General features: G+C 52.9%; 13 protein-coding genes. 9 read left to right on the forward strand and 4 right to left on the reverse strand.

What is annotated here, in order from left to right:
* Window positions 1-112: 112 nt before the first annotated feature.
* Window positions 113-2542, reverse strand: coding sequence for a bifunctional aspartate kinase/homoserine dehydrogenase II (locus EB241_RS15495; protein WP_124234022.1), 2430 nt, complete (start codon window positions 2540-2542; stop codon window positions 113-115).
* A 2-nt stretch (window positions 2543-2544) separates the two neighbouring features.
* Window positions 2545-3705: a cystathionine gamma-synthase gene (gene metB, locus EB241_RS15500; RefSeq protein ID WP_124234023.1), complete on the reverse strand. Its 1161-nt coding sequence runs from the start codon at window positions 3703-3705 to the stop codon at window positions 2545-2547.
* Window positions 3706-3948: 243 nt separating this feature from the next.
* Here metB and metJ point away from each other — a divergent pair, with 243 nt between their 5' ends.
* Window positions 3949-4266 (forward strand): met regulon transcriptional regulator MetJ, encoded by a 318-nt coding sequence (metJ, locus tag EB241_RS15510; RefSeq protein WP_124234025.1) that lies wholly within the window; start codon window positions 3949-3951, stop codon window positions 4264-4266.
* Between the two features lie 103 nt (window positions 4267-4369).
* Here the strand turns inward: metJ and rpmE are convergent, their stop codons facing one another.
* The gene (gene rpmE, locus EB241_RS15515) at window positions 4370-4585 is read right to left on the reverse strand and encodes a 50S ribosomal protein L31 (protein ID WP_124234026.1); all 216 of its coding nucleotides are present in this window, start codon (window positions 4583-4585) and stop codon (window positions 4370-4372) included.
* A 218-nt stretch (window positions 4586-4803) separates the two neighbouring features.
* Between rpmE and priA the strand changes: the two genes are divergently transcribed.
* The 7 genes from priA (at window position 4804) to rraA (ending at window position 13269) form a co-directional block, all read left to right on the forward strand.
* On the forward strand, window positions 4804-7002 hold the full coding sequence (gene priA, locus EB241_RS15520; RefSeq protein ID WP_124234027.1) for a primosomal protein N': 2199 nt from the start codon (window positions 4804-4806) through the stop codon (window positions 7000-7002).
* Window positions 7003-7203: 201 nt separating this feature from the next.
* The gene (gene cytR / locus EB241_RS15525; protein WP_124234028.1) at window positions 7204-8241 is read left to right on the forward strand and encodes a DNA-binding transcriptional regulator CytR; all 1038 of its coding nucleotides are present in this window, start codon (window positions 7204-7206) and stop codon (window positions 8239-8241) included.
* A 172-nt stretch (window positions 8242-8413) separates the two neighbouring features.
* Entirely contained in the window at window positions 8414-9409 is a 996-nt protein-coding gene (gene ftsN / locus EB241_RS15530; protein WP_124234029.1) for a cell division protein FtsN, read from the forward strand.
* Window positions 9410-9503: 94 nt separating this feature from the next.
* The gene (gene hslV, locus EB241_RS15535) at window positions 9504-10034 is read left to right on the forward strand and encodes an ATP-dependent protease subunit HslV (protein ID WP_124234030.1); all 531 of its coding nucleotides are present in this window, start codon (window positions 9504-9506) and stop codon (window positions 10032-10034) included.
* Window positions 10035-10044: 10 nt separating this feature from the next.
* Window positions 10045-11376: an HslU--HslV peptidase ATPase subunit gene (gene hslU / locus EB241_RS15540; RefSeq protein WP_124234031.1), complete on the forward strand. Its 1332-nt coding sequence runs from the start codon at window positions 10045-10047 to the stop codon at window positions 11374-11376.
* Between the two features lie 371 nt (window positions 11377-11747).
* On the forward strand, window positions 11748-12677 hold the full coding sequence (locus EB241_RS15545; RefSeq protein WP_199737375.1) for a 1,4-dihydroxy-2-naphthoate polyprenyltransferase: 930 nt from the start codon (window positions 11748-11750) through the stop codon (window positions 12675-12677).
* Between the two features lie 106 nt (window positions 12678-12783).
* Window positions 12784-13269 (forward strand): ribonuclease E activity regulator RraA, encoded by a 486-nt coding sequence (rraA, locus tag EB241_RS15550; protein ID WP_124234032.1) that lies wholly within the window; start codon window positions 12784-12786, stop codon window positions 13267-13269.
* A 47-nt stretch (window positions 13270-13316) separates the two neighbouring features.
* Here rraA and zapB read toward each other — a convergent pair whose 3' ends face one another.
* Window positions 13317-13556, reverse strand: a complete 240-nt coding sequence (gene zapB / locus EB241_RS15555) for a cell division protein ZapB (protein WP_124234033.1) — start codon at window positions 13554-13556, stop codon at window positions 13317-13319.
* Window positions 13557-13999: 443 nt separating this feature from the next.
* Between zapB and EB241_RS15560 the strand changes: the two genes are divergently transcribed.
* Window positions 14000-14848 carry an MIP/aquaporin family protein gene (locus EB241_RS15560; protein WP_124234034.1) on the forward strand — a complete coding sequence of 283 codons (849 nt, stop codon included), beginning with the start codon at window positions 14000-14002 and terminating at the stop codon, window positions 14846-14848.
* Window positions 14849-14853 lie beyond the last annotated feature (5 nt).

A 14853-nucleotide genomic window follows, 5' to 3' on the forward strand; every position in this document is an offset into this window, starting at 1 on the left:
CGATAAATGATTAATGGCCGTGACAAATTCTCAACGAAGTTGAAATAAATTCACATGACGGGATGTTTTGTGAAGAGAAGAAACGGGCCGAAGGATCCCGGCCCTGAAAGACTTACAGTAAATGCGCCAGGCGATTAATATCCGACTGGATAGCACCGGCAGTGACGTCGCGCCCTGCTCCCGGCCCGCGGATCACCAGCGGGTTATCACGATACCAGCGGCTTTCAATGGCAAAAACATTATCACAAGGCAACAGAGAAGCCAGAGGATGATCATCACGGACCGCTTCCACACCTACACGGGCTTTGCCATTGGCATCAAACCGCGCCACATAGCGAAGCAACAGTCCCATTTCCTGCGCCGCTTCATAACGCTGCTTCATCTGTTCATTCAGCGCGTCGCTGTTTTCAAAGAAGTGATCGATGGATTCACCTTCACAATTTTTCGGCACCAACGATTCAACGCGCACCTGGCCGGGTTCAATGTCATAACCTGCTTCACGCGCCAGAATCACCAGCTTGCGCATCACATCCTGTCCCATCAGATCGACACGAGGATCGGGTTCTGTCAGGCCCTGCTGCCACGCCTGATCCACCAGTTCGGTGAAGGGCACCGTGCCGTCATATTGTAAAAACAGCCAGGAGAGCGTGCCGGAAAACACCCCGCTGATCGACAGGATACTGTCCCCGCTTTCACGCAGATCGCGTACCGTGTGATTTACCGGTAGCCCGGCACCCACGGTAGCGTTATAGAGCCACTGCCGGTTCGTTTTCGCGAAAGCATCCCTGATCTGTCGGTAGCGATCGCCACTGGCGGCACCGGCCAGTTTATTTGCGCCAATGACATGAAAACCGTGGCTGGCAAAATCCAGGTATTGCGCCGCCAGCTGCTCGCTGGCGGTAACATCCAACACCACCAGATCATCAAATGGGTGAGCACGCATCCACAGAAACAGGGTTTCTTCATCCCGTTCCTGCGCTTCATCTTCAAAAAAGGCCAGCGCCCGGCTGGCATCCAGCCCATCATAACTCAACAGACTACGGCGGCTGTCCACCACACCTGCCAGGATAAATTCAAAACCAGTGCGTGCAGAAAGCGAGCCCTGTTCGCGGGCAAACAGTTCCAGCCAGCGCGAACCGATATTTCCTTTGCCGAACAACACCAGACCAACCTGTTTCTCTGCACGGAATAGCGACTGATGCAGGCCACGCACCAGATGTTCTGTCGGACCGACGCGCAATACTGCGACCAGGCTTATCCCCTCTTCCGACTGCCAGATAAATTCTACGGGCTGATCCTGCAACTGCTGCCAGAAACGGTGACTGTGCAGCGGATTACGACAAACGCCTGCACCTACCAACGCCACCAGCGCCATCCCCTGACGCAGCTGCACACGACCCGGCATAGCCGCGTCCTGTAATAACGTCAGCGCGCTGCTAACCACTTCAGAGGTGTAGCAAAGCTGCAACAGATTGCGGTCAGGATGCACGCCGGTTGCCAGCGGGCGGATTTGCGCCCGTTTCAACAGATGATCGATTTCTTTGTACAACGCCGCGAAATCATGCTGCGGCGGAACCTGGAACTCAATCAGGCAGACATCATCATGACTGGTCACAATCCGCGCGCCGGTGCCTGAGGCCAATACACGTTCAATCCGGGTGGAGCCCTGTTCTGGCTGATAGCTACACCGTAGCTGCAAATCAATATCGCTAACTGAAACAGGTTGCAGTGTACGGGTGTGTAACACCGGTGCTGCCAGACGCGCCAGTTCGCTGGCTTCATCCAGACGCAGCAAAGGCAGCAGGCAGGCATCTTTGACCTTACGAGGATCCGCGCTGTAAACTCCGGCCACGTCGCTCCAGATGGTGACACGCGACACCCCCGCCAGTGCGCCGATCTGGGTTGCCGAGTAGTCGCTGCCATTTCGTCCCAACAACACCGTTTCACCCAGCACGTTCCGGCTGATAAAGCCGGTGACAACCAGACGCCGTCCCGGATATTGTGCCATTAACTGGTGTAGCAGCGGCCGGGATTGCTCCTCATCGACCTGCGGCTGGGCAGCCCGCTCAGCACACAGGAAATCACGCGCATCGAGCCAGCTTGCCGCGATATCCTGAGCGTTGAGCACCGCCGACATCAATCGTGCTGACCAGATTTCTCCGTGCCCCACCACGTCGGCATAGACCGCTTCAGTGATTTTGCCATCCAGTAGCGCCGCCAGTTTTTCAAGATCGTGGATAAAGGTGGTAATCAGCACTTCCGCCACATCAGCCAGCAGCAGACTGTTAATCAACTCACTGTGGTAGCGTCGCAGCGCCTGTTGGACCTGATGGGCAGAGAGCCGATCGCTCTGGCTCAGCTTCAACCAACTAATTAACTGATTGGTAGTGCTGCCAGCCGCTGAAACCACCATTACATCCCCAGGATGGCTGTATTCCGCCATAATTCCGGCGACACGAAGATAACATTTGGCGTCAGCAAGACTGCTGCCACCGAACTTATGCAACTGACGTGTTACTGCTACCGCTGCTGAGTGACTCATCCTTACCCCTCGGCCGCGATCCGAAATGCGTTATCCAGATCGGCGATCAAATCTTCGTGGTCTTCAATACCGACAGAAATGCGCAACAGCGTTTCTGAAATACCTGCCGCCGCACGCGCTTCAGCCGACATCCCTGCATGGGTCATGGTTGCCGTGTGAGAAATCAGGCTTTCCACTCCGCCCAGAGATTCGGCAAGGGTGAACAGTTGCAGCGCCTTCAGGAAGCAGCGTAATCGTTGCTCATCCCCATCCAGTTCAAAACTCAACATCGCACCAAAACCTTTTTGCTGTCGCAGCGCAAACTGATGGCCTGCGTTTTCCGGCAGAGAAGGATGATACAACTTTTTCACCATAGGCTGTTGCCTGAGATAGTCAACAATGGCCAGCGCGTTGCGTTGCGCCGCTGCCATGCGCGGTACCAGTGTTCGTAAGCCGCGAAGCAACAGATAGCTGTCGAAGGCCGCACCGGTCACACCAATATTGTTTGCCCACCATGCCAGTTCAGTGACCAGCGCCGGATCTTTCGCGATTACCGCGCCTGCCACCACATCAGAGTGACCATTCAGATATTTGGTGCAGGAATGCACAACCAGATCGGCACCCAGCGCCAGCGGATTTTGCAGTGCCGGACTGAGAAAGGTGTTATCCACCACGCTCAGCGCTCCGGCGTCACTGGCTGCCTGACAGATTGTCGCAATATCCACCACACGCAGCAGTGGATTGCTGGGGCTTTCGATCAGCACCAGCGCTGGTTTTTCTGCCAGTGCGTCTTTTAGCGCCGCCTCGTCGCCCTGGTCAACAAACTTCACCCGGTAAGCGCCGCGTTTGCTCAGACTGTCAAACAGACGATAGCTGCCACCATAGCAGTCGTGCGGCGCGATCAGCAGGTCACCCGGCTTCAGGAACACGGTACACACCAGGTGAATCGCAGACATACCGGTATTGGTCATCACCGCCCCGGCTCCCCCTTCCAGTGCAGCAAGCGCGCGCTGAACGACATCACGGGTAGGATTACCTCGCCGGGAATAGTCGTGTGCACGGGGCTGGTTGAAATCAGTGAAGTTATAAGTGCTGGAGAGATGGATGGGAGGGACAACGCAGCCATACTGTTCGTCATCATTCAAACCGCTGCGAACAGCGATTGTTGCCTGTTTACGCGTCATGGTGCATAAATTCCTGAAAGGGGATAATGAGAGTGTGTAAGCATATCAGCGCAAAAACAGACGTCAATACATCTGGACATCTAAATGTCTTTGCGTACAGATTGAGCAAACCGCCAATAAACGTTAATATTGTACCGTCAAAGCCAGCGGAAAGTACTGCGTGGCCAGTGTGAACAGCGCAAACGTCAGGCATAATTAGCTAAATTTTGGCATTTTCAATTTTAATGATAATTAAGGTAACCCATGGCTGAATGGAACGGCGAATATATCAGCCCTTACGCCGAACACGGTAAAAAGAGCGAGCAGGTCAAAAAAATCACGGTATCCATTCCGTTAAAGGTTCTGAAAATTCTGACCGATGAGCGCACCCGCCGACAGGTGAATAATTTGCGACATGCCACTAACAGTGAATTGCTGTGTGAAGCCTTTCTGCACGCCTTCACCGGACAACCTTTACCGGACGATGTTGATCTGCGCAAAGAACGTAGCGATGAAATACCAGAAGACGCAAAGGCAATTATGCGCCAGATGGGCGTAGACCCGGATACCTGGGAATACTGACGTGCAGAAAGCCGTCTGTTGAATATACGACAGCATAAAAAAACCCAGCCTGCGCTGGGTTTTTTTATCACATCCGAAACGTAAACCGTTTCTGACTGGCAGCTTACTTTTTGCCACCAGGGATGCTGAAACGCTTGTTGAAGCGATCAACACGACCGCCGGTAGCAACATCACGCTGCTTGCCGGTATAGAACGGGTGGCAGCTACCGCACACGTCCAGGTTCAGGTCACGACCCACCGTTGAGCGGGTTTTGATTTCGTTACCGCATGAACATTTAGCAGTAACTTCAACGTAATTTGGGTGAATACCTTTTTTCATGGGAAACCTCAGTAAAGGCCGTGTCGCTCTCCCGTGCCAGGAACAACCTGCACAGGCACCACACGAAGATTAAAATTCAGGTGTATGTGATACCACAACTAATAAGGTATCAACGGCGGCGAACTATACAGAAATTAACCGCCCACTGCAATCGAATCCGCACATTCCGGGCGACACGGTGTACACTGTGCCGCTTATCTTTTTATACGGATGAATTCATGCCCGTTGTTCAGGTCGCACTGCCCATCCCTCTTGCACGCAGCTTTGATTATCTGTTGCCATCACATCTGTCTGTCACCGGCCCAGGTGTACGCGTCAGTGTGCCTTTCGGCAACCGCAAAGCTATTGGCGTCGTCGTCGGACTTGCAGAGAACAGCGATCTGCCGCCCGAACAGCTAAAAACCGTATACGATGTGCTGGACGTCCGCTCACTTTATCCCCCCTCACTCTGGCGCATCCTGATATGGGCCGCTGATTATTATCATTATCCGCTGGGGGAAGTGCTGTTTCATGCCATTCCTGTTCTGCTTCGCCAGGGCAAACCGGCACAGGAAGCACCACTCTGGCAATGGGCTATCAGCGAAGCAGGAAAGGCAACCGCACTGGAAGAACTGAAGCGCACACCAAAACAGCAAAAAGCGCTGGCCGCACTGCGTCAGAAAAACCTCTATCGCCACGAAATTCGCCAGCATGATATCAGTGACGCAGTACTACAGGCGCTGCGAGCCAGAGGACTGTGTGATTTGCAGGCCGCCAACATCACTCGTGAAGACTGGCGCAACGGCTATACCGTGCAAGGAGAACGGCTGCGGCTCAATACGGAGCAAGCCACCGCGGTAGGTGCAATCCGCAGTGAGGACGACCATTTTGCTGCATGGTTACTTGCAGGCATCACCGGTTCAGGTAAAACAGAGGTCTACCTCAGCGTGCTGGAAAATGTTCTGGCAAAGGGAAATCAGGCATTGGTGCTGGTGCCAGAAATAGGGCTTACGCCACAGACCATTGCCCGTTTTCGCGAACGCTTCAACGCGCCAATTGATGTTCTGCATTCTGCGCTTAATGACAGTGAGCGACTGACGGTATGGCTACGCGCCTACCACGGCGAAACGGCCATCGTTATCGGTACACGCTCGGCACTGTTTACTCCCTTTGTGCGTCTGGGCGTCATTATCATTGATGAAGAGCACGACAGCTCTTATAAGCAGCAGGAAGGCTGGCGTTACCAGGCACGCGATCTGGCGGTGTTTCGGGCACAGCAGGAAGATATTCCTGTCGTCATGGGCACCGCAACACCTTCGCTTGAAACGCTGCACAATGTGCAGCGGGGCAAATACCGGCAGTTGAATCTGAGCAGGCGCGCCGGCAATGCGCGTATGGCAACCCAACAGCTTATCGATCTCAAAGGTGTCCGGCTACAGGGGGGCCTTTCTCCTGCTCTGCTAAAAAAAATGGACCAACATCTGAACGCGGACAATCAGGTGCTACTGTTTCTCAACCGCCGTGGTTTTTCCCCCGCCATGCTGTGCCATGAATGCGGCTGGATTGCAGAATGCCAGCGCTGCGATCGCTATTACACCCTCCATCAGCATCAACAGCAGTTGCGCTGTCATCATTGCGACAGCCAGCGGCCCATTCCGCATCAGTGTCCGCAATGTGGTTCGACACATCTTATGCCGGTTGGACTGGGAACAGAACAGCTGGAACAGAACCTGAACCAGCAGTTTCCCGGCGTGCCACTGACGCGTATTGACCGTGATACCACCAGCCGCAAAGGCGCACTTGAACAGCAACTGGCAGAGATTAACCGTGGTGGTGCACGTATTCTGGTGGGTACACAGATGTTGGCTAAGGGACACCATTTTCCCGACGTTACGTTGGTATCGTTGCTGGATGTGGATGGCGCGCTCTTTTCTGCTGATTTCCGATCTGCAGAACGTTTTGCCCAGCTTTATACCCAGGTCGCGGGGCGCGCTGGCAGGGCGGGCAAACAGGGTGACGTTGCGTTACAAACCCATCACCCGGAACACCCGCTACTGCAAACATTACTGCATCAGGGTTATGACGCCTTTGCTCAGCAGGCACTGGTTGAGCGCAACACCGTCTTCCTTCCTCCCTTTACCAGCCATGCGCTGTTTCGTTCGGAAGATCATGATAATCAGCAGTCGTCACGATTCCTGCAACAATTGCGAAACCTGCTGGAAGCCAGCCCAATGAAAGACGACACTTTCTGGTTGATGGGGCCGGTTCCCGCACTCCAGCCCAAACGCAGCGGACGTTATCGCTGGCAATTACTTCTCCAACACCCTTCGCGCGGACATTTGCAGCGCCTGATAAAATCGATGCTGCCCCTTATTGGGACGCTGCCACAGGCCAAAAAAGTCAAATGGACGCTGGATATCGATCCAACTGAAAGTTGAGACGCTTTTTTGTTGCAAAAAATCGCTGCGAGTGTGATCGAAAAAAGTCGCACTGGTCACAATTTTTATGCAAATTAAATTATGCCATCCGTTAGCATCCTTTCACTGTGTGAGGAGGGTCAACAGTAGTTTGTCAACAGCACTGTTGTTATCAGAATAATGATTGTCAGGTCAGCATTAGCTGGCGTCAGGAGAAAAGCGTTGGAGCAGAAGCAAGAGAGTGTGGGTGCCACCATGAGGGATGTGGCGGAAAAAGCGGGCGTATCTACGGCAACCGTTTCACGCACATTGATGAACCCGGATAAAGTCTCAGCTTCCACACGAAAAAAAGTAGAAGCAGCAGTTATTGCGGTTGGTTACTCTCCCCACAGCATGACGCGCAATGCCAGACGCAACGAGTCACGGGTGGTTCTGGTGATTGTCCCCGATATCTGCGATCCTTTTTTCAGTGAGATAATCCGGGGGATTGAACTGGTTGCAGCCGAACGAGGCTACCTGGTACTGATTGGCGATTGCGCCCATCAGAGACCTCATGAGCACGCCTTTCTGAACCTGATGACAAGCCGCCAGATTGACGGAGTGATAATCCTGGGTTCACAACTGCCTTTTGAAAGTAGTGTGGAAGCACGGCAAAATATGCCGCCAATGGTCATGGCGCACGAGTTCGCCCCGGAACTTGAGCTGCCGTCCGTGCATATTGACAATCTGACCGCAGCGTTTGAAGCGGTTAACCACCTGCTGAAGCTGGGCCACAGCCGCATTGCCTGCATTGCTGGCCCGCATCATATGCCGCTGTGTCATTATCGTCTGCAAGGGTATATTCAGGCGCTGCAACGCCATGGCATTGCGCTGGAACCACGCTATATTGTGCGGGGCGACTTCACTTTCGATGCCGGCTCCACCGCAATGAAACAACTGATGGCGCTACCTGCACCACCGGACGCCCTGTTTTGTCACAGCGACATCATGGCGCTGGGTGCAATGTCCCAGGCAAAAAATATGGGCTTGCGTGTGCCTCAGGATCTGTCTCTGATTGGTTTTGATGATATTGAACTGTCTCGCTACAGCGATCCGCAGTTGACCACCATCGTCCAACCAAGATTTAACATAGGCCGCGAGGCAATGAATCTGCTGCTTGAACAGTTGCAGGGGAAAATGGTCAGTACTGGCTCACGTCTGTTAGATTTTGAACTGAAAGTGCGTGGCAGTACGGCACCTTCGTTTCATGAGAGAGATTAACAGTATAAAAACAGACGCGGTTGCTCTGAAATTGACATTCAGCAGATTCTTAATGGCATCGCTGCTGGTCAAAGTTCCGGCCCTTGAGTAACATGGCGAACTGGCCGCCGGTACGCCAGCACTGATTTACTCTCCGGCCTCACTTTTTTCACTGTTTATTAGCGGAACGATAGTGGCACAAAAAGATTATGTAAGCCGCGGGCGTTCGACAGGGACGCAGCGTAAGAAAACCAAAGGTCGCACTAAAAAGCGTAGTGGTGGTTCAGGTGTATCAAAGATAATGGTGGTGCTTGCCGTAGCAGTGCTGGTGACCTTTGTCGGAGGATTGTGGTTTATCGCCCACCATAAAAAAGAAGAAACGGCGGTAATCCCGGATCACAAAACGCCAGGAAACGGCTTACCGCCTAAACCAGAAGAACGCTGGCGCTACATAAAAGAGCTGGAGAACCGCCAGATGGCGGTGCCAACCCCAACCGAGCCTTCTGCTGGGGGAGAAGTACATTCACAAACTCAACTTACCGACGAGCAGCGCCAGTTGCTGGAGCAGATGCAGGCGGATATGCGCCAGCAGCCTACGCAACTGAATGAAGTGCCGTGGAACGAACAGACGCCGGCACAGCGTCAGCAGACACTGCAACGTCAGCAAACGCTGCAACACCAGCAGCAACAAAGCGAGTTACAGCGCCAGTCGCGGCAACAACAACCCCATAGCCAGGCTCAGGCTCAGGCTCAGGCTCAGGCTCAGGCTCAGGCTCAGGCTCAGGCTCAGGCTCAGGCTCAGCAGACGCATATACTGCCGCAAAACCGAACGCAACAGGCAGCGCCAATCACGCGAGAGCCGACACATCAGCCCGTAGCCCAGCCGCACGCAGCGCCACAGCCAAAAGCAGAAACGCAACCGAAAGCAGAAATGCAACCGAAAGAGGTGGCAAAAGAGAAAATCTCACGCTGGATGGTACAATGTGGCTCGTTCAAAGGCACCGATCAGGCAGAATCTGTCCGTGCGCAGTTGGCCTTCGAAGGCTTTGAAAGTCGTATTACCACCGGTGGCGGCTGGAATCGTGTGGTCATCGGACCACTGAATAACCGCCCTGCCGCCGACAGCACGCTGAAAAGGCTGCGCGGTTCAGGCCACACAAATTGCATTCCCCTTGCTACCGGGGGTTGAAACCTCCCAAATCTGCCCCACATCTGTTGGCATAAACAAATCCCCGTAGCCATGCTGCGGGGAAATTTTTCTGACTGCAACAAGGGGTCTGCCCGTGACAACAATTGTAAGTGTACGACGCAACGGCCAGGTAGTAATTGGCGGTGATGGCCAGGCTACCCTCGGCAACACCGTAATGAAAGGCAACGTCAAAAAAGTGCGCCGTCTCTATAATGACAAAGTCATTGCCGGTTTTGCTGGCGGTACCGCAGATGCTTTTACCCTGTTTGAACTGTTTGAACGTAAGCTGGAAATGCATCAGGGCCATCTGGTAAAAGCAGCGGTTGAACTGGCGAAGGACTGGCGTACCGACCGCATGCTGCGCAAACTGGAGGCCCTTTTGGCCGTAGCCGACGAAAACGCGTCCCTGATCATCACCGGTAATGGCGACGTTATTCAGCCTGAAAACGACCTGATTGCCATCGGTTCCGGTGGGCCTTACGCACAGGCTGCGGCCCGTGCGCTACTGGAAAACACCGAAATCGGTGCGCGCGATATTGTCAAAAAAGCGCTGGGTATTGCAGGCGATATCTGCATCTATACCAACAACAATCTCACCATCGAAGAATTATCGTCTAAAGCATAAGGACTTAACTATGTCTGAAATGACTCCGCGCGAAATCGTCAGCGAGCTGAACAAATTTATCATTGGTCAGGATGGGGCCAAGCGCGCTGTCGCCATCGCCCTTCGCAACCGCTGGCGTCGTATGCAGCTGGATGAAGAATTGCGTCATGAGGTCACCCCTAAAAATATTTTGATGATTGGTCCGACAGGGGTGGGTAAAACCGAAATTGCCCGCCGTCTGGCAAAACTGGCTAACGCGCCTTTTATCAAAGTCGAAGCGACAAAGTTCACTGAAGTGGGCTATGTCGGTAAAGAAGTGGATTCGATCATCCGCGATTTGACGGACTCTGCGGTGAAAATGGTACGTTCTCAGGCCATTGAGAAAAATCGCTATCGCGCCGAAGAGATGGCCGAAGAGCGCATTCTTGACGCACTGATCCCACCGGCAAAAAACAACTGGGGCCAGGCTGAATCTCAGGCTGAGCCTTCTGCGGCCCGCCAGTCTTTCCGCAAAAAGCTGCGTGAAGGGGAACTGGACGATAAAGAGATTGAGATCGACCTGGCTGCCTCCCCTGTGGGGGTGGAAATCATGGCCCCTCCAGGTATGGAAGAGATGACCAGCCAGTTGCAATCGATGTTTCAGAATCTGGGCGGTCAGAAACAGAAGCCTCGCAAGCTTAAAATCAAAGATGCAATGAAGATACTGGTGGAAGAAGAAGCCGCCAAGCTGGTCAACCCTGAAGAACTTAAGCAGGAAGCGATCGATGCTGTTGAACAGCACGGTATCGTATTTATTGATGAGATCGATAAAGTCTGTAAGCGTGGTGAAAGCTCAGGTCCCGACGTTTCCCGTGAAGGCGTACAACGTGACCTGCTGCCGCTGGTGGAAGGATGCACCGTTTCCACCAAGCACGGTATGGTGAAAACTGACCATATTCTGTTTATCGCCTCCGGCGCATTCCAGGTCGCCAGCCCTTCCGACCTCATCCCGGAACTGCAGGGACGTCTGCCGATCCGTGTCGAGTTGCAGGCGTTGACCACTCACGACTTCGAACGCATTCTTATTGAGCCAAATGCCTCCGTTACCGTGCAATACAAAGCGCTGATGAAAACCGAAGGGGTGGATATTCACTTTACCGATAACGGTATCAGCAAGATTGCCGCAGCGGCATGGCAGGTTAATGAAACGGCTGAAAATATCGGTGCCCGCCGCCTGCATACGGTGCTTGAACGTCTGATGGAAGAGATTTCCTACGATGCCAGTGACCGTAACGGCGAGTCGATCACCATTGATGCGGACTACGTTGGTAAGCATCTGGATGAACTGGTCGCTGACGAAGATCTCAGCCGTTTTATCCTGTAATTTTTAGCCACATATGCCGGTCAATCACATGACCGGCGATATTTTCAAGCCACGACGTGCGACAACGGGTAATATACCGTGTTCCGCTCTACCGCTGTGTAGCCCGAAGCCATTGCATATTAAAGCAATCTCCTGTTGCACAAAATCATCGCTCTCTTTTTAGCTCTCCCAGCGCATTCAGGCCGCGGCTGGCTACAAATCGTTGCATTCATTAAGTGGTTTACGCTTATTCTCCGCACCAGCAACCGCTGTGATGACCACCACTACTGCCGGTATTAAGATCCTTGACGTGGATTAAGGCTTTATAAGGCACAGCGAGTATACTTTCCGGCATTCACCACGCTTATCATCTTCAGCCGGGGGACAACTTTATGACAGAAAATATCTACCCCATTACGGCTATCTCACCGTTTCGCGCCTGGCTGGAAAGTCTGCGGTTGCGTACGCTGCCTCTGGCCTGTGCTTCGGTGATCACAGGTTCAGCTCTGGCATGGTGGAGTGGACATTTCACGCTGTCCGTGGCCATCCTTGTTCTGCTCACTACTGCGCTGCTACAAATCCTGTCGAATCTTGCTAATGATTATGGCGATGCGCTGAAAGGTAGCGACACGCCGACGCGCATCGGTCCCTTGCGCGGGATGCAGAAAGGCGCAATCAGTCAGAAACAGATGCGCTTTGCCCTCGTAATTACAGCTGCACTGACCGTTGTGTCAGGCGTATCGCTGGTGGCTCGTTCCTGTCAGTCACTTAACGATATTCTGGGCTTTCTGGCAATGGGTGCGCTGGCTATCCTCGCCGCTATTACCTATACGGTGGGGAAGAAACCTTACGGCTATCTTGGACTTGGTGATGCGTCGGTGCTTATTTTTTTTGGCTGGCTGGGCGTGCTGGGCAGCTATTACTTGCAGACACACAGCTTCCAGACGGCGTTATTGTGGCCAGCCAGTGGTTGTGGACTACTGGCGGTTGCTGTCCTCAACGCCAATAATATGCGTGATATCGAAAATGACCGCCAGAACGGCAAATTCACGCTCGCGGTTCGGTTAGGGGCAACCAGAGCCCGCTACTATCATCTGCTGCTTCTGGCAGGCGCAATGCTGTGCTTCGCGCTGTTTGCTATAGTGAACTCACTAAACATGGCTGGCTGGTTATTCCTGCTGGCCGCTCCGTGGCTGTTCCGCCAGGGCCGTTATGTGCTGGAGCAACCCAGCGCGGTCGCCATGCGCCCCCTGCTGGTAACCACCGTCAAGACTGCCCTGCTGGTTAATGTGCTTTTTGCTGTCGGCCTTGTCGTCAACTAAACACAATCTACTTGACCCATCGCAATTTTTAGCAATTGATGGTTTTGCCAACAGCCAGCAGAAAGCGATATACTCCCACTTCCTGCGGCAAACAGACGAACCACTTATGAAATATGACACTTCCGAACTCTGCGACATCTATCATGAAGATGTAAACGTCGTTGAACCGCTCTTCTCAAACTTCGGGGGTCGCACCTCGTTTGGAGGGCAGATCATCACGGTAAAATGTTTCGAAGATAACGGGCTTCTCTACGATTTACTGGAGGAAAACGGGCGTGGTCGTGTTCTGTTAATCGACGGCGGTGGCTCGGTTCGCCGCGCGCTGGTCGATGCGTCACTGGCAAGGCTGGCGCTGCAAAATGAGTGGGAAGGTATCGTCGTGTACGGTTCAGTACGTCAGGTTGACGATCTGGAAGAGCTGGATATTGGCATTCAGGCCATTGCCGCAATTCCGGTAGGCGCCGCCGGTGAAGGTATTGGCGAAAGCGACATCAGGGTCAACTTTGGCGGCGTGACCTTTTTCTCCGGGGACCATCTCTACGCCGATAACACGGGAATTATCCTCTCCGAAGACCCCCTCGACATCGAATAAATTAAAACGGGTGCCGTGGGCACCCGCTTTTTTTCAGTCTGAATGACTCAGACCTCTTCCATTTTCCCCAACAGCGCACGCAAACGCTCCTGCCAGACATGCTGCTCTTCTTTCAGAGACTGGTTTTCACGCACCAGCGACTCACTGTTGCCTGCTGCCTGCTGTACCTGGTTATTCAGATTATTGTTCTGCTCTTTCAGCTCTTCAATTTCCATCTGCAGCAGAGTGATGGTATCAATCGCCTGCTGTACTTTCGCTTCCAGTTTTTCAAATACTTCAAATGACATGGTTGTAACCTCTTTCTAATCGCAAGCGTTGATGCTGTTACCCGCAACCCTGGGGGATTGACCAGTCTCTCACGGGTAACAACGATGCCCCGATTGTAAGTACCCCAGCACGGCAAGTCCAGCATCGAACCGACAGGGGGTGCAGTCTGTAACACTTTTCAGTCAAGACCTGGTGAATGTAACATTTGACCACAATCAAAGTGAGTTTATTGTTAATAAAAAGATAAAAAATTAAACAGGAAAATCAGAACGACCTTTTCCAAACTGGTAAAAGACGCGAAAACGCTCATTTTTTTGACGCAGAGCACAAGTTTTGATTTCGCTATTTCTCGTTTATGCTCGTTAACGATAAATTCACAACAAGCCTACAAATAATCAGGGCCACTCAGGGAATGAGATAAAACGCAGTTCAACATTTAACCTCGCCTTCAGGAAACGCCAACATGACTCAAATAACAAGCACGCTCAAAGGGCAGTGCATCGCAGAATTCCTGGGAGTCGGTACCATTATTTTCTTTGGTGCTGGCTGTGTCGCCGCAACAAAACTGGCCGGGGCGGTTCTCGGACTGTGGGAGATTAGCATCATCTGGGGGATTGCCGTTGCTATGGCTATCTATCTCAGTGCTGCCATTTCCGGTGCGCATTTAAACCCAGCCGTCACTATCGCACTTTGTATTTTCGCTAATTTCGAAGCCCGTAAAGTCGTACCCTATATTCTGGCGCAAATTGCCGGTGCCTTCTGTTCAGCCGCTTTGGTTTACGGACTCTATCATAACCTGTTTCTGGATTACGAACAGGCGCATCACATTGTTCGTGGCAGCGTGGAAAGTCTTGAACTTGCTGGGGTTTTCTCGACTTATCCTAACGCGCACATCAGCGTCGGCCAGGCTTTCCTGGTTGAAGCAGTCATCACCGCCGTGATGCTGGGGCTGATTATGGCCCTGACTGATGACGGTAACGGCTTGCCGCGTGGCCCGATGGCCCCTCTGCTTGTCGGCCTGTTAATTGCCATCATCGGTGGCGCCACCGGCCCACTGACTGGTTTCGCACTGAACCCTGCCCGTGATTTTGGACCTAAACTCTTTGAATGGCTGGCTGGCTGGGGCAATGTTGCTTTCACCGGTGGCCGTGACATTCCGTATTTCCTTGTGCCAATTTTTGGCCCAATCGTCGGTGCCAGCGTTGGTGCGTTCGGCTACCGCATGTTGATTTCCCGCAACCTGCCAGGTGCGGTTGCAGTAGTAGAGAAAGAAGATAAGACGATAGCGCGTGCTGAGCAGCATAAAGCGTAAAGGCT

The sequence above is a fragment of the Erwinia psidii genome (assembly GCF_003846135.1).
GTDB lineage: Bacteria > Pseudomonadota > Gammaproteobacteria > Enterobacterales > Enterobacteriaceae > Erwinia > Erwinia psidii.